The sequence below is a fragment of the Rahnella sp. RcJ3 genome (genome assembly GCF_009498575.1).
GTDB lineage: Bacteria > Pseudomonadota > Gammaproteobacteria > Enterobacterales > Enterobacteriaceae > Rahnella > Rahnella aceris.
Genome location: NZ_QSNX01000007.1, coordinates 41,515 through 62,185, shown reverse-complemented (window position 1 = coordinate 62,185; position 20,671 = coordinate 41,515). Strand labels below are relative to the sequence as shown.

Sequence of the window (20,671 nt, the reverse complement as noted above, 5' to 3'; positions counted from 1 at the left end):
GGAGAGGATTTTACATGTCAGCATCAGCATTTCCTGAAGGTTTTTTATGGGGCGGCGCGATTGCCGCAAACCAGGCCGAAGGCGGCAGTTTCGAAGGAGGCAAAGGGCTGACCACGGTAGATATGATCCCGCATGGCGCGCACCGTCTGGCGGTAAAAACCGGTCAGGAAAAACGTTTCTCCCTGAAAGACGACGAGTTTTATCCGGCGCATCAGGCGATTGATTTCTACCATCGGTACAAAGAAGACATCGCGCTGATGGCAGAAATGGGCTTTACCGTGTTCCGTACCTCAATTGCCTGGAGCCGTCTTTATCCGAACGGTGATGAGCTGGTGCCGAACGAGGAAGGTATCGCGTTTTACCGCGACGTATTTGCAGAATGCAAAAAGTACGGCATCGAACCGCTGGTGACGCTGTGCCATTTTGATGTGCCGATGCATCTGGTCATCGAATACGGCTCGTGGCGTAACCGCAAAATGGTGGAGTTTTTCGCCCGCTATGCGCGTACCTGTTTTGAAGCGTTCGACGGGCTGGTGAAATACTGGCTGACCTTCAACGAAATTAACATCCTGCTGCACAGCCCGTTCTCCGGTGCCGGTTTAGTCTTTGAAGAGGGCGAAAATCAGGAGCAGGTGAAATATCAGGCGGCGCACCATGAGCTGGTGGCCAGTGCTTTAGCGACAAAAATTGCCCATGAAGTGAACCCGGAGAATCAGGTCGGCTGTATGCTGGCTGGCGGGAATTTCTATCCGCAAACCTGTAAACCGGCTGATGTCTGGGCGGCCCTGCAAAAAGACCGCGAGAACCTGTTCTTCATCGATGTGCAGGCGCGTGGCGAATATCCGTCATATACCCGCCGCGTCTTTGCCGAAAAGGGCGTTAACGTGGTGACGGAACCGGGCGATGACGACATCCTGAAAAACACCGTCGATTTTGTCTCGTTCAGTTACTATGCGTCGCGTTGTGCGTCAGCAGACATGAACGACAACAACAGCAGCGCGGCGAATATTGTTAAATCGCTGAAAAACCCGTACATCGAGGCCAGCGAATGGGGCTGGGGCATCGATCCGCTCGGTCTGCGCATCACCATGAACATGATGTACGACCGCTATCAGAAGCCGTTATTTCTGGTCGAAAACGGCCTCGGCGCGAAAGATGAAATCAACGCGCAGGGCGAAATCAACGACGATTACCGCATCAGCTATCTGCGCGAGCACATCCGCGCGATGGGTGAAGCGATCACCGATGGCGTTCCGCTGATCGGCTACACCTCATGGGGGTGTATCGATCTTGTCTCCGCCTCGACCGGTGAAATGAGCAAGCGCTACGGCTTCGTTTATGTCGACCGCGACGATGCAGGTAATGGCACGCTGGAAAGAAAGAGAAAGAAATCGTTCTGGTGGTACAAGAAAGTGATTGCCAGTAACGGGGAGGATCTGGGCTAATGCCGCAACGGGGAATATCCGCAGACCGGGTATTCCCCGTTACCGGAAGGTATTAATTAATCATTTCATTTACTGAAGTTATTTTCGTCATTATTTATTATAGTTTTAACGTTATTATTTCCTGTAACAAACATGCAATATAATTATCCCATTGCATCCACTCTGCTATTCTTTTCTCCTTCTCCATTAATTCTATTTTAATTTCACCCTCTGTCACGCGGGGAAATTTGCCTGTTGGCTCAGCAAATTAGGCAAAAAGAGTGTGATCTTAATTGCAGAACCTGAGCATGCAAATTGCAGCTATTGTTCGCAGGTAATAAAAAGCAGCGAATAATATGAGTTAATGCATTTTAACATCAGGAGTGATGAATGAAAAAGCAATGGAGCAGGGAACAGGCGGCTGCGTGGAGTGAGCAACAGGGCTGGATTTGCGGATTTAATTATCTGCCGCGCACGGCGGTTAACTGGACCGAACTGTGGCAGCGTGAAACTTTTGATGCGCCGGTGATTGATCAGGAACTCGGCTGGGCACAGGAAGCGGGTTACAACCAGTTGCGCATCAATCTGCCGTTTATCGTCTGGCAGGCCGATCGCGACGGTTTGCTGGCGCGCATCGATCAGTTTCTCAGTATTGCCCGTCGTCATGACATCAGGGTCATGCTCACGCTGATGGACGATTGCGGATTCTCCGGCGATGAGCCGTTCCTCGGGCCGCAAAAAGCACCGGAACCGGGCAAACATAACAGTCAGGCGGCTGCCAGTCCGGGGCGGGATGTGATCTGCAACCGCGATATGTGGCCGGAGGTGGAGCGTTATGTGCGCGACATCATCCGTCATTTCCGCACCGACGACCGTATTGCCATCTGGGATTTATACAACGAACCGGGTAACCGTGGCACGTTCGCCACCGGACTGGAAGAAACGATGTATGACGAAAAACTGGAAGGGTTTGCGCTGGAACTGATGCGTAAGGCATTTGTCTGGGCGCGCGGGGAAGATCCCGTCCAGCCGCTGACCGTCGGTGCCTGGCATTGTTCACAGGATCCGGACCAGCCGGAAAGCGAGTTTTTCACCCATCCCATTGATGTGGCGGCGGCTGAACTTTCTGACGTCATCAGTTTTCACGCGTATGTCGCCACGCCGAAACTTTTACAGACACTGCGTTTCTGGCAGAAATTCAACCGCCCGATGTTATGTACCGAATGGCTGGCGCGCCATGTCGGCAGCGTGTTTGAGGAGCAACTGCCGCTGTTCAGCGCGTTCAATGCGGGCTGTTATCAGTGGGGATTAGTGCGCGGTAAAACCCAGACCACGCTGCCGTGGCCCTCGGTGCGCAAGGGCAATCACGATTATGCCCATTTATGGTTTCACGATGTGCTCGACGAATACGGCATTCCGTTCCGTCGCGCCGAAATGGAGCTGGTCCGCCGTTTAACGCGCATTAAGAGTACAGGTTGATTATTCAGGTTTTGACATGCTGAATTATTATGCTGCTGAAACAGCATTATGTTTCCATGTTACAGGCCGAAATTTGAAAGAAAAGGCGTCCGTTGGCATCCGGGAAACTGCGTGCTGACGGACTTTTTTTTACTTCATTAAGTTGTTCATATTTTTTCGTGATGAATTCCCCTAAAAATTTAAGTTTTGTCAAAAACGGGCGATAAAAGAGAAGTACCGAATGGGTGACTGACAAACCCTGTCAGTGAGTTATGGATAATCACCACATCACCTCACTGTAGCTTTAGGATTAAACGATGGCGCGTCGCGTAAAATGCCGCTCGGCGGAGCGGCTGGTTGATATATTAACGGAGCTACACCTGAATGGCGTTGTTAAACGCAATTCGCTGATGGAGAAATTCTCAATCACTGAACGGACGGTCTATCGTGATTTGAATGCACTGTCGACGGTCATTGAGCACTGTGGCGAAGGTGAATACCGGCTTTCATCCGCCCTGCAATCGACACAAACGGAAAATTTGCATCATTCGCTGGCAAAATTTTTGCAGGCTGACAGTTACTTCCCCGAACGTGGAAGTGATTTTTGGCAGTATCTCGATGCCCGATTGAACGAAAAACATATCAGCATTCAGAATGCCAGCCCTGAACATACGTTAAAGGCCGATCTTCGTCGTCATTTCCCGGCCATCGAGAAAGCCATCAGACAGCGGAATCTCTGTAAACTGACCTATAAAGGTAAAGACCGGGAACTCCACCCGTACCGGCTTATCAATCAGCACAATATCTGGTATTTACAGGCGACAGATAAAGGGAAGCTGAAATCTTTTTCACTGAGTCAGATCGAGTGGCTGGATATTAAAAAAGAAACCTTTATTCCCGATATTACGGTAATGGCTTTACTGGAAAGCAGTCAGGATCCCTGGATTAGCCGGGAAGGCTTTGACGTGAAACTTCATGTGAAAGGACGCCATGCTCATTATTTCAAAAGACGTGACTTACTGCCTGAACAGAAAATGCTTCAGGATGACGGAAATGGTGTTGTCGTGAGTTGCCGGGCTGCGCATGAAAATCAAATATTACCGCTGATACTTTTCTGGTTGCCTGAGATAGAAATTCTTGAACCTTTCTGGCTCAGGGATGCGCTTTTCCGTTTATTAAAAGGCTACCTGTCCTCAGCTGAAAAATCCTTACTGCCCGCAGAGGCAAAATAATTTAAATAACAATGGAGATGTATTATGGCAATTCCTCTAATCATTTTAGGTGCCGCAGCAATTGCAACTGCCGTCGGCGGTAAAAAAGCGTACAAAGGCTATCAGGACAAATCTGAAGCCAATGAGATCCTTGAGGGGGCTAAAAATCGCTATGACAGTCGCAAGAAAGCCTTCGATATCGTCAATGATGACGCTTCCCGCAAACTTGAACGCCTGGGTAAAAAAGAATTAAGAATTGGCGAGGAATTCCGCGAGTTTGACACCATAGCTAAAGAACTTTTGGCAAAAATGGAGCAAGACGGCCATACCCAGTTGCGTCTGGAAATACCACAGCATCGTTTAAACAAGATTGAGAAGCTGGCTATTTCGGCGACCGAATATCTCGGAACTGTTGTGGGGGCCGGAACATCAGGTGCAGCGGCCGGATTCGCTGTTTACAGTGGTGTCGTGGCGTTTGCGGCGGCCTCCACCGGCACACCTATCGCAGCACTCTCAGGTGCAGCAGCCTATAATGCCACGATGGCTGCCATTGGCGGAGGCTCGCTGGCGGCAGGCGGTTGGGGTATGGCCGGTGGGGCGATGGTATTGGGCGGCGCGGTGGTTGCACCCATCCTGATGATCGCCGGCTGGGCTTATGCGGCACATGCGGAGAAAGCACTGGAAAATGCACAGGATGTCGCCCGTCAGGTGAGATCTGCCGTAGATAAAATGAATCTGGCCGAGTCGCATCTTAAAGTGGTGAATAAATATGTTGATTCTATTTATACTTCCTTGTCTCAGCTTCACACCCTTTTTGCGACCTATTTCACCCCGCTGAAAGAAATGCATCAGAAAATTCTCGAGCGTCGTAATAACAATATTCAGGATGCTATTGAAGACTCTGAAGAATGTCTGCGTATGATTGAGAATGGTTACATGCTGGCGGCTATTATGACCGATGTCATTACCACGCCGTTATTTAAACCAGTGACCAATGAAAAAAATGAAGCTGTTATTGAGAACGGTGTCGTGCAATTGCAGACCGATACGGATGGGATCAACGTGCTGAATAAACACGCACTGGATAAGGCGTTGGCTAAATCCGAAGTGGATAGCGCGAAATATACCTTAAAAGCTTAAAACTGACCGGGCCTGCGTGCCCGGTATTTTTCAGAGTGGCTATTTATACAACAGGTGGCATTATCCTATGGCGACGCAGGAAATAGATTGGGGAAAGGAATTACATGAGACTGTGGTGAAAAGTCTCGCAACATCATTTGGCCTTGATTTTCTGCTGCTTAAAGATCAGGACGGCGGTGATGTTAATACGATTCAAAATGTCCGAAAGGGGATTTACGCTACTGAAGAAGAACGCACGCGGTATGAAAACCGTGCAGCCTATGATCCTGATGTCTACCATCAACATGCAAACTATAAAAAAAACAACGCCAGCGTCAGTGCGCAGCGCAAAGCCGGGACATTAACGGACAGCTACACGGGCGAAACGCTAAAGCCCAATGACAAGGTGCATCTTGACCATATTATTGCCGCCAACGAAATTCATCATGATGCGGGTCGGATCTTGTCAGAACTGAACGGAGCCGATCTGGCCAATGATGACAGCAATCTGACGCCGACCGGAGCAACGCTAAACACCTCTAAAAAAGCACAGCCGATGTCGGATTTCGTGAAAAAATTGCAAAAGGAATATCAGGTTAATCAGCAGGAAATCGCGACCTTAAAAAGTCAGCCGGTGCTGACGGAGAAACAGCAGAAGCGCCTGCAAAGTCTGGAAAACAAGTCTAAAGCAGATTTTGAACGGATGCAGAAAGCAGATGAAAAAGCACGGGGGCGTTATGAATCAGAAGTCAACCTCAGCTATTACACCAGCAGCAAATTTGCCCTGAATGTCGCCAGTGCGTCGTTATCAACCGGATTGCGGATGGGAAGCCGTCAGATGCTGGGGCTTATCCTCGCAGAGGTCTGGTTTGAAGTTCACGAACGCATCCCTTCCCTCTATGCCCGCCAGCGTAAACGCTTTGATGCCAGAGAATTCCTGGGTGATATCGGTGAAACATTGGTCGCCGCATGGGAACGGGTAAAAGCAAAATTTCGTGATTTTCTCACGGCCTTTAAAGACGGCGTATTGGGTGGCGTGCTGTCGGCTATCACCACGGCGTTGTTTAACATTGTTTTCACTACGAAAAAGATGCTGGTCAGATTGATCCGCGAGATGTGGAATAATCTGGTTCAGGCATTCAAAATCATGGTGTTCAATCCGGATAATCTGCCGCCAGGCCAGCAGGCCAAAGCAGCGAGTCGCGTGATAGCCGCGGGAATTGCCGTCGTAACGGGTGTGCTGATTAATGAATATCTGGCGAGCGTATTTCTGTTCCCGTTCGGCCCTGAACTTGCTGCATTTTGCAGCGCACTGGCGACGGGGATCCTCACGCTGACCATGAATTATTTTCTGGAAAGCAGTGCTCTGATGCAAAAACTATGGGCATTCCTCGACAGATTCAAGGATAAGTATCAGAAAGCGGTAGACTATTTCCAGAATGTGAATGCGGAGCTTGATCGTTATATTCTGGAATTAACCCGGATTGAGTTTGCTATGGATGCGGATGAACTTGCCGCATTTACCGGACATTTAGGGTTGATCAATGATGAAATTTGCCGCGGATTGCTGCTGAAAGCAGAGGCGGAGAAACGCAATATCAGCCTGCCTTTTGAGGCCGGAAATGCACAATCCACCCGAAGCTGGCTGAGTTCTTTATGAGTCTGACGCCATCTTTTCCCTGTAATCAGTGCGGTGCCTGTTGCCGCCATGTTCATCGGGCAGAGGAAACGCGCTATCTCGATCGCGGTGACGGTGCCTGCCGTCACTACGATGATACCCGCCGCCAATGTAAGGTTTATGACCAGCGCCCGCTGATATGTCAGGTCGAAAAACAGTTTTTACTGAATTATCAGCAGCAATATAGCTGGCCTGAATTTATCGAACTCAACCAGATAGCCTGCCGCGTACTTGAGACGTTGTAATCATCAATACGCGCGGGGACAGGCTACCTGCACCGGTATTTCATCTCCGGCACACTTCTTGCTTAACCTGATCAACCTCTGTCTGATATCAGGTTCCTCTATGTCCCTTTCTGCCCTTAGTTTCGTACTGGCATCGAAAAAAAGTGAAATCATCTGCCTGCAACAACTGCTGGAGATGGGCAAGCTGGTCGGCGCGGTCAGCCAGCTGATCCATGTGCTGCAACGTGAGCGGGGCACGGCGAACATCTATTTATGTTCGCACGGCGAACTGTGGGCGGAACAACTGAGTGAGCGGGCGTTACAGGTCCAGATGGCGGAACAGGCGGTGGACCAGCAGTTGCTTGCGCGGGATCTTAACGGACAGAGCATGGGCAATGCGCCGCGTCTGTTCAGCCGTATCGCTGCCGTCTTACACAGCCTCAGCACATTGCCGGTGCTGCGCCGTCAGGTGCGGGCGCTGGATATCAGCCAGCCGGAAGCCATGCGTCAGTACAGCGAGGTTATCCGCACGCATCTGGCGCTGGTGTTTGAAGCTGCCGATATTTCGGGTGACCCGTCCATTTCACGGGCGTTACTGGCGATGTTTAGCTTTATGCAGGGTAAGGAACTGGCCGGACAGGAGCGTGCATCAGGCGCTGCAGGATTTGCCGCGCGGCACTTCGATGACGTGACGCATCAGTTGCTTTTAGATCTGATCGAAGGTCAGGAGCGGTGTTTTCAAACCTTCAGGGAATTTGCCGATGTCCGCTGTCTGGCGCTGTGGCAACAACAACTGAGCGCCGACAGCAGCGAGTTCGAGCGCCTGCGCCGGATTGCCTGCACCCGAACCACCCCGGCAGATGACGGCCCGGATGCTGCGCTGCGCTGGTTTGAGGTGACCACCGTGCGTATTGACGGCATGAAAGTGGTGGAAGATTTACTGGAAGACATTCTGATGGAGTGCTGCCGTGAGCGGATCCGCGAAGCGCAGGCGTCGCTTGCCCTTCAGCAGCAAGATATCGGAGAAATGCCGCAGCAGGAGTCGCATTATTCGGCGCTGATGCCGCCGCAGCTCAGCCGTTGCGTACTGGAGCTGGTCGAGCAGCAATCCCGTCAGTTACAGGCGCTCGATGCCGAACTGGCCGGGCTTCGCGCCACGCTGGCTGAGCGAAAACTGGTGGAACGCGCCAAAGGGTTGCTCATGCAACACCACGGCCTGACCGAACCGCAGGCGCATAAAACTCTGCGTGATATGGCGATGAACCAGAACAAGAAGCTGTCGGAGATTGCCGAAGCGATGCTTGCGGTATCGGCTGTATTAGGGAAGAAAGGCGACTAATCCCTAAGGAGTATCTGCACTGTCCGTGTGCCATTGTGATGTGCACTGCGTGCTGTGGCGGTGCACCAGGCGGTCAGGCGAGTGCGGGAAATGCGCTAACCGGCTGATTTTATTGCGATGCGCGAAGTTGGCATACAAGCTGCATTGTTTTACAACATAAGGACTAAACCAATGGCGGTTTAGTCAGGATTACGGATAAAGGCGTCCGTCAGCGTTCAGGAAACTGAGCGCTGACAGGACGCTTTTTTTTTGCTCATTTTTCAACATTACAGGAAGCCGCAATGACGCAAGACGATAAAAAAACTCCGGGGCAATTCTCCCGCCGCCGCTTTATTGCCGGCAGTGCGGTGCTGGGCGGCAGCATGATGATGCCGGGCTTTATGAACAGCGTCTGGGCGGCCGGTTCAGATGCGCCCGAGAAAAAAGAAATCCGCGTCGGGTTTATTCCGCTGACCGATTGTTCGTCCGTGGTGATGGCGGCAGTGAAAAAGTTTGATGAGAAGTACGGCATCAAAATTATCCCCAGCAAGGAATCAAGCTGGGCGTCGGTACGCGACAAACTGGTGTCCGGTGAACTCGATGCCGCGCATGTGCTTTACGGGCTGGTGTATGGCCTGCAACTGGGTGTGTCCGGCCCGCAGCATGACATGGCGATGTTGATGTCGCTCAACAATAACGGGCAGGCGATCACGCTTTCAAATCAGCTGAAACAGGCCGGTGTCACCGATGCGGCTTCGCTGAAAAAAATGGTCGATGCCAGCGCCAAAGGCACCTACACCTTTGCGCAGACATTCCCCACCGGCACGCATGCCATGTGGCTGTATTACTGGCTGGCGAACGCCGGTATTCACCCGTTTAACGATGTGCGCAACGTGGTCGTACCGCCGCCGCAAATGGTGGTGAACATGAAGATCGGCAACATGAGCGGTTACTGCGTCGGTGAACCCTGGAACCAGCGCGCCATACAGGACGATATCGGTTTCACCGCCGCCACGTCACAGGAGATCTGGCCGGATCATCCGGAAAAAATTCTCGGAACGACGTCAGCCTGGGTCGCGGCCAATCCGAATGCCGCCCGTGCGCTGACCGCCGCCGTGCTTGATGCCTCACGCTGGATTGACACCTCCGATGCCAACCGTACCGAAACCGCGCAGGTCGTCGCCGCACGCGCCTACATCAATACGCCGGTGGCAACGATTCAGGGGCGGATGCTCGGTGATTACGAAAACGGACTGGGCAAAAAGTGGAAAGACACCCACAGCATGCGCTTCTTCAACGACGGCGCAGTCAACTACCCGTATCTCTCCGACGGCATGTGGTTCCTGACCCAGCACAAACGCTGGGGATTGCTGGACAAAGATCCGGACTATCTGGCGGTGGCCAAAAAAATCAATCGCATTGACGTCTACAAACAGGCGGCGACGGCGGTCGGCGGCATCAACCTGCCGTCCGAGGATATGCGCAGCAGCACGCTGATGGACGGGAAAGTCTGGGACGGCAGTAACCCTGCTGAATACGCCAACAGTTTTGCCATGAAACGCTAAGTGAGGTCGCCGATGTCCATGAATTCAAAACCTAATGTTATCGCGCTGACCGAACCGGTGAGTGCAGAAATTGTACCGATCGCCCCGGTAACGCAGAACGCCGCGCTGCCGGTCCGCGCCGCCAAAACGGCTTATCTCGCCCGGTTGCGCGTGGTGATGCACCGCGTGTTGCAAAAAGCTATTCCGGCATTGCTGGGCGCCATCGTCGTGATCGCACTGTGGCAGATTGCCGCGCTCAGCAGTAAAGGGTTTCCGACGCCGCTGAAAACCTGGGAAGCGGCCAAAGTGATTTTCGCCGATCCGTTTTACATCGCCGGACCGAACGACATGGGCATTGGCTGGAACGTACTGGCATCGCTCAAACGTGTGGCGATGGGCTTCGGGCTGGCGGCACTGATCGGCATTCCTGCCGGATTCCTGATCGGGCGTTTCAGTTTTATCGCCAGCATGCTCAATCCGATCATTTCATTGCTGCGGCCGGTCAGTCCGCTGGCGTGGTTACCCATCGGTTTACTGCTGTTCCAGCGCGCGGAACCCGCCTCGGCGTGGACCATTTTTATCTGCTCGATCTGGCCGATGATCCTCAATACGGCTGAGGGCGTAATGCGTATTCCGCAGGACTATCTCAACGTCGCGCGGGTGCTGAAACTCAGCGAATTCACTGTAATGCGTAAGATCCTGTTTCCGGCGGTACTGCCTTACATCCTCACCGGTGTGCGTCTGTCGATTGGTATCGCCTGGCTGGTAATTGTTGCCGCCGAAATGCTCACCGGCGGTGTCGGGATTGGTTTCTGGATCTGGAACGAATGGAACAACCTCAACGTGGAAAACATCATTATCGCCATCCTGCTGATTGGTGTGGTGGGCATGGTGCTGGAGCAGGGGCTGATGGCCATTGCCCGCCGATTCAGTTACGACAACCGTTAGGAGCCTGAGATGAAAAACGACAAAGCCATTATCCGCGTGCAGAACGTCAGCCAGAGTTTCCCGACCGCGAAAGGGCAGTTTCTGGCGCTCGACAACGTCAGCTTTGATATTGCGCAGGGCGAAACGGTCAGCCTGATTGGTCATTCAGGTTGCGGAAAATCCACCTTACTGAATCTGATTGCCGGGCTGAGTCGCCCGACGGAAGGCGTGTTGCTGTGTGATAACCAGGAAATCACCGGCCCCGGCCCGGAACGCGGCGTGGTGTTTCAGAACCATTCACTGCTGCCGTGGCTGACCACTTTTGAGAACGTGGCGCTGGCGGTGAATCAGGTATTTAAAGGGGTGATGAGTAAAAGTGAAATGCGTGACTGGATTTCGCACAACCTCGACCTGGTGCACATGGGGCATGCGGCTGACAAACGTCCGGGTGAGATTTCCGGCGGAATGAAACAGCGGGTGGGCATCGCCCGTGCGCTGGCGATGAAACCGAAAGTGTTGCTGATGGATGAACCTTTCGGCGCGCTCGATGCGTTAACCCGTGCACATTTGCAGGATGCGGTGATGGAGATTCAGTCGCGCCTGAAAACCACGATTTTGCTGATCACACACGACGTGGACGAAGCGGTACTGCTTTCAGATCGCGTAATGATGATGACCAACGGCCCGGCAGCGAAAGTCGGCGACGTGTTGCAGGTAGAACTGGCGCGCCCGCGCTCACGGCTGGCGCTGGCGAACGATCACCTGTTCCACCAGTACCGTCAGCAGGTGCTGCAGTTCCTGTATGAAAAACACCGGTCAGTTGCCTGATTCAGCAGGCGGGATAAGCGCAATGGATAAACCCACCCTGATAGTGATTGGCAACGGAATGGCGGGCGTGCGGCTGGTGGAACGGCTGTGCGAGCGTGCGCCGGAGCGTTACCGCATTGTGATCATCGGCGAAGAAAAACAGCCTGCGTATAACCGCATTCTGCTCACGCCGGTGCTCGCCGGTGAAAAACAGTTTGATGACATCGTGACCCATGATGCGCAGTGGTACAAACGTCACAACGTCACGTTTATCGCCGGTGCGGCGGCGACAGAAATTGACCGCACTGCCCGCAAGGTGCGGGCTGGCGGGCAGATGTTTGACTATCACCATCTGGTGCTCGCCACCGGTTCGCGGCCTTTTATGCTGCCGGTGCCGGGCGCACAACTGCGCGGTATTCACGGTTTCCGTCAGCAGCAGGATGTGGAAAACATCCTCAGCGGAGATTACGCCGGACAACCGGCCGTGGTGGTGGGCGGCGGCGTATTAGGCGTGGAAGCCGCTGCCGCATTGGCGCTGCGGGGCATGCAGGTCAGCCTGTTGCATCGCGGCAACCATCTGATGGACAGCCAGCTCGATGAACATAGTGCAGAGCTGCTTCGCGCCAGCCTCGCCACGCGCGGCATTACGACCCTTTTACAGGCGCAGACCGTGGCCTATGCCGGTGACCCTGCCGGGAATGTACGGGCGGTGAGGCTCAGCGACGGGCGTGAAATTCCCGCGCAACGCGTGGTGGTAGCTGCCGGTGTCCGGCCCGATATTGCCCTGGCGCAGGCCGCCGGACTGGACTGTGATCGCGGCATTCTGGTCAGCGACATGCTGCAAACCTCCGACCCGGCTATTTCGGCCATCGGCGAATGTTGTCAGCAGGGGGAACTGACCGCCGGTCTGGTCGCGCCGTGCTGGCAACAGGCTGAGGCGCTGGCGGCCCGTCTGGCCGGTGCACCGGTGGTTTCTCCGGTGATGCACAGGGTGCCGCTGCGCCTGAAAGTGACCGGCATTGACGTGTTCTGTGCCGGTGAACTGCACGGCGGCGACCGCGCACAAATTCACACGGTATCTGACCCGGTTGACGGTCATTACCGCCGCCTGTTGCTGCGTGATAACCGGCTCACCGGCGTGTTGCTGTGGGGTGATATCAGCGACGGACCGGAATATTTCGCCCGCATCAGCCATCCCGCCAACTGCCAGACGCCATTGAGCATATTCAGCCCCGGCGATGAACCGGCTATTAAATCAGAACAGTTACCCGCCGAGGTAACGAGGAGCACTGCAATGTCGAAACCCGTATTAGTCATGGCCGGACACGGCATGGTTGGCCACCATTTTCTGCAACAACTGGTCGAGCGTGAACTGCATCTGCAATATCAGGTAATTGTGTTTGCGGAAGAAAAATCACCGGCCTACGACCGGGTGCATTTGTCCGAGTTTTTCTCCGGTCGCAGCGCGGAGTCGCTGTCGGTCGTAGAAGAGGGTTTCTTTGCGTCGACCGGCATTGAACTGCGCCTCGGGCACAGCATCGGTCATATCGATACCCGTCACCGTTTTGTGGTCGATCATCAGGGGCGGCAGACGGCTTACGATTTGCTGGTGCTGGCGACCGGTTCTTATCCGTTTGTCCCGCCAATTCCGGGCAACGATGCGCCGGGCTGCCTGGTTTACCGCACGCTGGACGATCTGGCGGCGATTCAGGCCTGCGCTGCCACCGGCAAAACCGGTGTGGTGGTGGGGGGCGGTTTGCTGGGGCTGGAAGCCGCAAACGCGCTGAAACATCTCGGGCTGCAAACGCATGTGGTGGAATTCGCGCCACGTCTGATGGGCGTTCAGCTTGATGAAGGCGGTGCGGCGATGCTGCGCCGTAAAATTGAAGCGCTGGATGTGCAGGTCCATACCGGCAAAGAAACCCGCGCTATCGTGGCCGGAGAAGCCAGTCGTTATCGCATGGAGTTTGCCGACGGCGGTCATCTCGAGACCGATCTGGTGCTGTTCTCCGCCGGTATCCGTCCGCGGGATCAGCTGGCAAAAGAGTGCGGGCTGGAGGTCGGGCCGCGTGGCGGTATCGTGATTAACGATCAGTGTCGTACCTCTGATCCGGCCATTTTTGCTATCGGTGAATGTGCCTTGTGGAACGGGCAGATTTTCGGTCTGGTCGCCCCCGGCTATCAGATGGCGCGCACGCTGGCCGATACGCTTTCCGGCAGCGAGGTGGCGTTTAAAGGCGCGGACATGAGCACCAAACTGAAACTGCTGGGTGTAGAAGTGGCCTCAGTCGGCGATGCGCATGGCCGCACGCCGGGCAGTCAGAGTTATAGCTGGGTCGACGGTCCGGCGGAAGTGTACAAAAAAATCGTGGTCTCGCAGGACGGCAAACGCCTGCTCGGCGCGGTGCTGGTCGGCGACAGCAACGAATACAGCACGCTTTTGCAGATGATGCTTAACGATATGCCGCTGCCCGCCAGTCCGGAAAACCTGATCCTGCCCGCCAGCGCCGGTGCAGCGCCACAAACGCTGGGCGTCGCGGCATTGCCGGACGGTGCGCAAATCTGTTCCTGCCATAACGTCAGCAAATCAGATATCTGTGACGCGGTGAAGGGCGGTTGCGGCGATATGGCGGCGGTCAAAGCCTGCACTAAGGCGGCGACAGGTTGCGGCGGCTGTGCAGCGCTGACCAAACAGGTGATGGAATTCGCACTCACCGAAATGGGCGTTGAAGTGAAAAAAGACGTCTGCGAGCACTTTGCTTATTCCCGTCAGGAAATTTATCACCTGGTGCGCATGGGCAATATCCGCAGCTTTGCCGAACTGATTCAGAAACACGGTCACGGCAGCGGCTGTGAAATCTGCAAGCCGCTGGCGGGATCCATTCTGGCGTCCTGCTGGAACGATTACCTGCTCAAACCGCAGCATTTGCCGTTGCAGGACACCAACGATCGTTATTTCGCCAATATTCAAAAAGACGGTACCTATTCCGTGGTGCCGCGCATTCCGGCTGGTGAAATCACGCCTGACGGGCTGATCGCCATCGGTCTGGTCGCCAAACGCTACAACCTCTACACCAAAATTACCGGCGGGCAACGGGTGGATTTATTCGGCGCCCGCCTCGAACAACTGCCGGAAATCTGGCAGCAACTGGTGGACGCCGGTTTTGAAACCGGTCACGCCTACGGCAAATCGCTGCGCACGGTGAAATCCTGTGTCGGCTCAAGCTGGTGCCGCTACGGTGTACAGGATTCCACCGGCCTGGCGCTGCAACTGGAGACCCGCTACAAGGGGCTGCGCTCCCCGCACAAAATCAAAATGGCGGTCTCGGGTTGTACCCGTGAATGCGCCGAAGCACAAAGCAAAGACGTGGGCGTGATTGCCACCGAAAAGGGCTGGAACCTGTACGTGTGCGGCAACGGCGGCATGAAACCGCGCCACGCTGATTTACTGGCGCAGGACATGAGCACGGAAGATCTGATCCGCACCGTAGACCGCTTTCTGATGTTTTACATCCGTACCGCTGACCGCCTGCAACGTACCAGCACCTGGATGGATAATCTCGAGGGCGGCATGGATTACCTGCGTCAGGTGGTGCTGGAAGACAGTCTGCACATCGGCGCAGAACTGGAAAGTGAGATGAACGCGGTGGTCGGCACGTACCAGTGCGAATGGCAAACCACGCTGGCAGATCCGGACCGGCTGGCGCTGTTCCGTCCGTTCGTCAACAGCAGCGAGCCGGATGAAGCGGTGGTGATGGTGACGGAGCGACAGCAGGTTCGCCCCGCGACGTCGCAGGAACGCGCCGGTATTTCCGTCAGCGCCGTTTCTCAGCCGGTGATGGCGGTGCAGGGCTGGGTGGAGCTGTGCGATCTCAGCGCCATTCCGGCCAATGCCGGTATGGCGGCGCGGCTGGCTAACCGGCAGATTGCGCTGTTCCATTTGCCGGAGCATCCGCAGCAGGTTTTCGCGCTGAGTAACCATGAGCCGGACAGCGATGCCAATGTGCTGGCACGCGGGCTGGTGGGCGATGTGAAAGGCGAGCCGGTGGTGATTTCGCCGCTGTACAAACAACGTTTCCGTTTACACGACGGGCGCAGCCTGGACGACGCGCAACTGGCGCTGAGTGTCTGGCCGGTGAAAGTCGAAAATGGCCGTGTCTGGGTGCAGGAACAGCCGGGGGTGAAAACCGCTGAAACCATTGCGACGGTCAGCGTATGAAAAGACCTCCGGCAACAGCACCGGCGCTGACCACTTGTGCTTACTGCGGCGTGGGATGTGGCGTCAGCATGGAACCGCAGACCGGGGGTTTCAGCGCCCGTGGTGATAAAACGCATCCGGCTAATCACGGACGACTGTGCGTAAAAGGCAGCGCGCTGGGAGAAACGCTGGGGTTGCAGGGGCGGTTGTTACAGCCGGAAATCGACCGCCAGCCGGTAAGCTGGACGCTGGCGCTTGATACGGTCGCGCAGCGGTTACAGGCGGTGATCGACGAACAGGGTCCGCAGGCTGTGGCGTTTTACGGTTCCGGCCAGTTGCTGACTGAGGATTATTATGTCGCCAATAAACTGATGAAAGGCTTTATCGGCGCGGGAAATATGGATACCAATTCGCGGCTGTGCATGGCCTCTGCCGTGGTGGGTTACAAACGCTCGTTCGGGGCCGACGCGGTGCCGTGCAGTTATCAGGATCTGGAACGGGCCGACTGCGTCTTGCTGACCGGTTCGAATACGGCATGGGCACATCCGGTGGTGTATCAGCGGCTGGCGCAGGCCAAAAAGGACCGGCCGGAGATGCGCATTATTGTTATCGATCCGCGCCAGACCGCCACCTGTGATATCGCCGATTTGCACCTGGCGTTACGCCCCGGCAGTGATGCGGCGCTGTTCTGTGGTGCGCTGAACGCGATGGCGGAGAGCGGAAAACTCGACACCGCTTTCCTGCAACGCCATACACAGGGTGCTGAAGACGCATTGCGGGCGGCACGGGACTGGACAGTGGCGCGTACCGCCGCGTATTGCGGATTGCCTGTGGATCAGTTGCTGGCGTTTTATCAGATGTTGGGCGACAGCCAGCGGCTGGTGACGCTGTATTCGATGGGGATCAATCAGTCCGCTTCCGGCGTGGATAAATGCAACGCCATTATTAACCTGCATCTGGCGACCGGCCATATCGGGCGCGAGGGGTGCGGACCGTTTTCAATCACCGGCCAGCCGAACGCGATGGGCGGACGGGAAGTCGGCGGACTGGCGAATCAGCTGGCGTCGCACATGGGCTTTACGCCGGAAGATATCAGCCGCGTGGGGCGGTTCTGGCAGAGTGACAACGTCACACAATCAGCCGGGCTGAACGCCGTGGAGTTGTTCCGCGCGGTGGAAGAAGGCCGGATAAAAGCGGTGTGGATCATGGGCACCAATCCGCTGGTGTCGCTGCCGGATGCCGACCGGGTACGGGCCGGACTGGCGCGCTGCCCGCTGGTGATCGTCTCCGACATTATGCGCGACACCGATACCACCCGTGCCGCGCATATCTGCCTGCCCGCGCTGGGCTGGGGCGAGAAAAACGGTACCGTGACCAATTCTGAACGTTGTATTTCACGCCAGCGGGCGTTTCTGCCTGCACCGGGTGAGGCGAAACCGGACTGGTGGATCCTCAGTCAGGTCGCGCAGCGTTTAGGGTTTGCAGAGGCATTTTCGTATCAGCATCCGGCAGAAATTTTCCGCGAACATGCTGCGCTTTCCGGTTTTGAAAATCACGGTTCGCGGGCGTTTGATATCAGCGGGCTGGCGCAGCTTTCGGATGAGGAGTGGGACACCCTGCAGCCTGTGCAGTGGCCGGTGAATGCCGCCAATCCGCAGGGCACGGCGCGGCTGTTTACGGATAACCGGTTCTTTCACCCTGACGGCAAAGCGAAACTGATCGCCATCACGCCAAGGCTGCCGGTAAATTCGCCGAATGCGGCGTATCCGCTGATCATGAATACCGGCAGGGTACGCGACCAGTGGCACACGATGACGCGCACCGGTAAGTCAGCGCGTCTGATGCAGCACATCAGCGAGCCGTTTTGTCAGTTTCATCCTGATGACGCGCCGCATATCCAGCCCGGTGATCTGGTACGCGTTGCATCCTCGCACGGCTGGTTGTTGCTGCGCGCCCAACCCGACAATCTGCAACCGCGCGGCAGCGTGTTTGTGCCGATGCACTGGAACAGCCAGTTCAGCCAGCAGGCGCGGGTCGATGCACTGATTGAAGCGCATGTTGATCCGCTGTCGGGACAGCCGGAAAGCAAACATATGCCGGTCAGCCTGAGCCGCTGGTCTGCCGCGTGGCAGGCCGAACTGTTTGTGCGTGGTGAAAATATTACACCACCGGTGACCACTTACTGGAGCCTGATCACCCAGCCGGGGGTGACCCACTTTACGCTTGCCGACTCTTCGCTACCGGCAGACTGGATGGCGTGGCTGAAGGAGTCTTACGCCACGGACAACCTGCTCTGCCAGACCGCGCAACTGGGCGATGACGGTTTCAGCCTGCTGGCCTGGTCTGACGGCGCGTTACAACTGGCGTTCTATGCCCGCCGCAGGCCGCCGTCACCCGACCGGCAGGCGGTGCTGGCGGCATTCACCACACCGCCGCACACGGCGCAACAGCGTCTGGCGTTGCTGGCAGGCCGTGCAGGCCGTGATAAAGCGCCCGCCGGTGCCATCATTTGTAGCTGTTATTCCGTGGGGGAAATCCCGATCACTGAAGCCGTCCACCAGGGATGTCACAGCGTGCAACAGCTTGGCGAAAAACTAAAATGCGGCACAAATTGCGGCTCATGCATTCCTGAACTCAAAAAAATCATTGCCGGTCAGCTCGCCACGCTGACGGCGGGAGACAGCCAATGAACAACATTCCCGAAAGAACATTACAGATGCAGCAGATCGCGCAAATTCTGGCGGGTGCCAACCGGCGTAATCCGGTGTGTCGCGGTGAAGTCTGGCTGGTCGGCGCGGGGCCGGGGGATGTCGAGCTGCTGACCCTGAAAGCGCTGCGCGTGATCCAGCAGGCGGATGTGGTGGTGTTTGACCGGCTGGTGTCTGAGCCGGTGATGGCGCTGATCCCGGACGAGGCGCTGCGCATTGATGCCGGTAAATCGACGCGCAATCACACGCTGGGACAGGAAGAAATTAATCAGTTGCTGGTCAGTCTGGCGCTGGCCGGGCATCGCGTGGTGCGCCTCAAAGGGGGGGATCCGTTTGTGTTCGGTCGCGGCGGCGAGGAGATGGCACATTGCCAGCAGCACGGCGTAATGTGCCACATCGTGCCCGGCATCACAGCGGCGATGGGGTGTGCGGCATCCACGGGTATTCCGCTGACCCACCGCAGTCTGGCGCAGTCAGTGCGGTTTGTGACAGGTCACGGGGCACAGGGGGAGCCGGATGTTGACTGGCGGGCGCTGGCCGAAGCGCGTCAGACGCTGGTGTTTTATATGGGCATTGCCAACAGCGAAACCATCAGCCACCAGCTGATGGCGCATGGCTTACCGGGGACGACCCCGGTGGCAGTCATTGAGCGCGGCACCCGGCCGGAACAGCGGGTGCTGACCGGCAGGCTGGAGACACTGGCAGACATGATCCTTACCGGACAGGTGCAAACGCCTGCGCTGCTGATTGTCGGTGAGGTGGTGGGGATGTACCGGGGAGAGGGACAACGTCAAGACCGTGGGTTGCCACTCACACCGGCCCAAAGGGTTTTAACCGAACCTCTTTGCAATCCTGCGTTTTTTTAACTGCGCGCTAACGCTGGCTGGCTATGCTTCAGTTACCGCAGTGACAGGCTGGAAATCTTGCCGCTGCGCGGTGCCTTCTCCCGGTCCTGGAGCCTTGGGTCTCCAGGCCGCTCCGTTCAGCAAGATTTCTGAATCGGCAGCACGCACAACTCCCCCGCACGATCATCGGAAAAGCTTATGCTTAATTGATCCATCTATATCCTTTTTTGTTAGTGGCATCGACCTCATTTCTTATGCAATTCTCTGACTCACAAAAGAAAAAAAATTAAATCTCCTGCTTTGTAAATTTGGGGCGCAAGCCCTCTGTAGACTATTCATAAGGAAAAACGATGGCCGCTATTCAGTTTAATCAACGTCAAATGACAACAAGCAAAATTGCTGCCGGGCTGGTTCTGGCAATCAGCACGCTTTCCACCTTTACCGCCCATGCGGACCAACTGGCGGATATCAAAAAAGCCGGTGTTGTGAAAGTTGCGACTTTCGATTCCAATCCGCCGTTTGGGTCTGTGGATGCGAAAACGCACGATATTGTCGGCTATGACGTCGATTTCGCCAAAGCGCTGGCGAAAACCCTGGGTGTGAAATTGCAACTGGTGCCGACCAATCCGGCCAACCGTATTCCGTTGTTGCAGTCCGGCAAGGCGGATCTGATTGTGGCTGATATCACCATCACGCCGGAACGCGCGAAAGTGATCGACTTCTCCGTGCCTTATTTCGTCACCGGCCAGCAGTTCCTGGTGCCCGCCGGATCGCCGGATAAGCTCGATGCGTATGCCACGGCGCGCATTGGCGCGGTGAAAGGCACCACCGGTGAGCAGGAGTTGCATAATCGCTTCCCGCAATCGCGCGTGCTGTCTTATGACGATATTCCGCTGGCGCTTTCCGCTTTACGTAACGGCAACGTGCAGGCGATTACCCAGGACAGCACCATTCTGGCCGGTCTGCTGGATGGCGCGCCGGACAAGGCGAAATACAAAGTGTTGCCTGAATTGCTGAGCAAGGAAGAGATTGGCGTTGGCGTGAAAAAAGGCGAAACCAGCCTGCTGAAAGTGGTCAACGACGAGCTGCTGAATCTGGAGAAAAACGGCCAGGCGGTCAGCATTTATAACGTCTGGTTCGGCCCGCAGACCAAATCTCCTCAGCCGCGTCTGTTCAAAATCGAAGCCAAATAATCTGTTTTATGCAAGGT

14 protein-coding genes are annotated in these 20,671 nt (G+C 55.5%); all 14 read left to right on the top strand.

Annotated features, from left to right (window positions below):
• Positions 1-14: 14 nt before the first annotated feature.
• The 14 genes from DXU84_RS10950 (at position 15) to DXU84_RS10885 (ending at position 20,654) form a co-directional block, all read left to right on the top strand.
• Complete coding sequence (locus DXU84_RS10950; protein WP_153375709.1) at positions 15-1,445, top strand: 6-phospho-beta-glucosidase; 1,431 nt, start codon at positions 15-17, stop codon at positions 1,443-1,445.
• 369 nt (positions 1,446-1,814) lie between these two features.
• Positions 1,815-2,903, top strand: coding sequence for a cellulase family glycosylhydrolase (locus tag DXU84_RS10945; RefSeq protein WP_153375708.1), 1,089 nt, complete (start codon positions 1,815-1,817; stop codon positions 2,901-2,903).
• A 296-nt stretch (positions 2,904-3,199) separates the two neighbouring features.
• On the top strand, positions 3,200-4,114 hold the full coding sequence (locus DXU84_RS10940) for a YafY family protein (protein WP_013575703.1): 915 nt from the start codon (positions 3,200-3,202) through the stop codon (positions 4,112-4,114).
• Positions 4,115-4,138: 24 nt separating this feature from the next.
• Positions 4,139-5,233, top strand: coding sequence for a hypothetical protein (locus tag DXU84_RS10935; protein ID WP_013575702.1), 1,095 nt, complete (start codon positions 4,139-4,141; stop codon positions 5,231-5,233).
• Between the two features lie 67 nt (positions 5,234-5,300).
• Positions 5,301-6,872 carry a cobalamin adenosyltransferase gene (locus tag DXU84_RS10930; RefSeq protein WP_153375706.1) on the top strand — a complete coding sequence of 524 codons (1,572 nt, stop codon included), beginning with the start codon at positions 5,301-5,303 and terminating at the stop codon, positions 6,870-6,872.
• Positions 6,869-7,135, top strand: a complete 267-nt coding sequence (locus DXU84_RS10925) for a YkgJ family cysteine cluster protein (protein WP_013575700.1) — start codon at positions 6,869-6,871, stop codon at positions 7,133-7,135. The genes DXU84_RS10930 and DXU84_RS10925 overlap by 4 nt, the downstream gene beginning before the upstream one ends.
• Before the next feature lie 100 nt (positions 7,136-7,235).
• A complete protein-coding gene (locus tag DXU84_RS10920) occupies positions 7,236-8,453 on the top strand; it encodes a nitrate regulatory protein (protein WP_013575699.1) in 1,218 nt (405 codons plus the stop codon).
• A gap of 281 nt (positions 8,454-8,734) precedes the next feature.
• Entirely contained in the window at positions 8,735-9,997 is a 1,263-nt protein-coding gene (locus tag DXU84_RS10915; RefSeq protein ID WP_153375704.1) for a CmpA/NrtA family ABC transporter substrate-binding protein, read from the top strand.
• Positions 9,998-10,009: 12 nt separating this feature from the next.
• A complete protein-coding gene (gene ntrB / locus DXU84_RS10910) occupies positions 10,010-10,924 on the top strand; it encodes a nitrate ABC transporter permease (protein WP_112152400.1) in 915 nt (304 codons plus the stop codon).
• A gap of 9 nt (positions 10,925-10,933) precedes the next feature.
• The gene (locus tag DXU84_RS10905) at positions 10,934-11,731 is read left to right on the top strand and encodes an ABC transporter ATP-binding protein (protein ID WP_013575696.1); all 798 of its coding nucleotides are present in this window, start codon (positions 10,934-10,936) and stop codon (positions 11,729-11,731) included.
• Positions 11,732-11,753: 22 nt separating this feature from the next.
• Entirely contained in the window at positions 11,754-15,929 is a 4,176-nt protein-coding gene (gene nirB / locus DXU84_RS10900) for a nitrite reductase large subunit NirB (RefSeq protein WP_153375816.1), read from the top strand.
• Positions 15,926-18,598 (top strand): nitrate reductase, encoded by a 2,673-nt coding sequence (locus tag DXU84_RS10895; RefSeq protein ID WP_153375702.1) that lies wholly within the window; start codon positions 15,926-15,928, stop codon positions 18,596-18,598. The genes nirB and DXU84_RS10895 overlap by 4 nt, the downstream gene beginning before the upstream one ends.
• Positions 18,599-18,624: 26 nt before the next feature.
• Positions 18,625-19,482, top strand: coding sequence for a uroporphyrinogen-III C-methyltransferase (gene cobA, locus DXU84_RS10890; RefSeq protein WP_370461765.1), 858 nt, complete (start codon positions 18,625-18,627; stop codon positions 19,480-19,482).
• 329 nt (positions 19,483-19,811) lie between these two features.
• A complete protein-coding gene (locus DXU84_RS10885) occupies positions 19,812-20,654 on the top strand; it encodes an ABC transporter substrate-binding protein (RefSeq protein ID WP_153375700.1) in 843 nt (280 codons plus the stop codon).
• Positions 20,655-20,671: the final 17 nt, after the last annotated feature.

Excerpts from the sequence above, each read along its gene's own strand:
- DXU84_RS10920 (WP_013575699.1), top strand. The coding sequence starts at position 7,236 with ATGTCCCTTTCTGCCCTTAGTTTCGTACTGGCATCGAAAAAAAGTGAA.
- nirB (WP_153375816.1), top strand. The coding sequence starts at position 11,754 with ATGGATAAACCCACCCTGATAGTGATTGGCAACGGAATGGCGGGCGTG.
- DXU84_RS10935 (WP_013575702.1), top strand. The coding sequence starts at position 4,139 with ATGGCAATTCCTCTAATCATTTTAGGTGCCGCAGCAATTGCAACTGCC.
- DXU84_RS10930 (WP_153375706.1), top strand. The coding sequence starts at position 5,301 with ATGGCGACGCAGGAAATAGATTGGGGAAAGGAATTACATGAGACTGTG.
- DXU84_RS10940 (WP_013575703.1), top strand. The coding sequence starts at position 3,200 with ATGGCGCGTCGCGTAAAATGCCGCTCGGCGGAGCGGCTGGTTGATATA.
- DXU84_RS10905 (WP_013575696.1), top strand. The coding sequence starts at position 10,934 with ATGAAAAACGACAAAGCCATTATCCGCGTGCAGAACGTCAGCCAGAGT.
- DXU84_RS10945 (WP_153375708.1), top strand. The coding sequence starts at position 1,815 with ATGAAAAAGCAATGGAGCAGGGAACAGGCGGCTGCGTGGAGTGAGCAA.
- DXU84_RS10915 (WP_153375704.1), top strand. The coding sequence starts at position 8,735 with ATGACGCAAGACGATAAAAAAACTCCGGGGCAATTCTCCCGCCGCCGC.
- cobA (WP_370461765.1), top strand. The coding sequence starts at position 18,625 with ATGCAGCAGATCGCGCAAATTCTGGCGGGTGCCAACCGGCGTAATCCG.
- DXU84_RS10925 (WP_013575700.1), top strand. The coding sequence starts at position 6,869 with ATGAGTCTGACGCCATCTTTTCCCTGTAATCAGTGCGGTGCCTGTTGC.
- DXU84_RS10885 (WP_153375700.1), top strand. The coding sequence starts at position 19,812 with ATGGCCGCTATTCAGTTTAATCAACGTCAAATGACAACAAGCAAAATT.
- ntrB (WP_112152400.1), top strand. The coding sequence starts at position 10,010 with ATGTCCATGAATTCAAAACCTAATGTTATCGCGCTGACCGAACCGGTG.
- DXU84_RS10950 (WP_153375709.1), top strand. The coding sequence starts at position 15 with ATGTCAGCATCAGCATTTCCTGAAGGTTTTTTATGGGGCGGCGCGATT.
- DXU84_RS10895 (WP_153375702.1), top strand. The coding sequence starts at position 15,926 with ATGAAAAGACCTCCGGCAACAGCACCGGCGCTGACCACTTGTGCTTAC.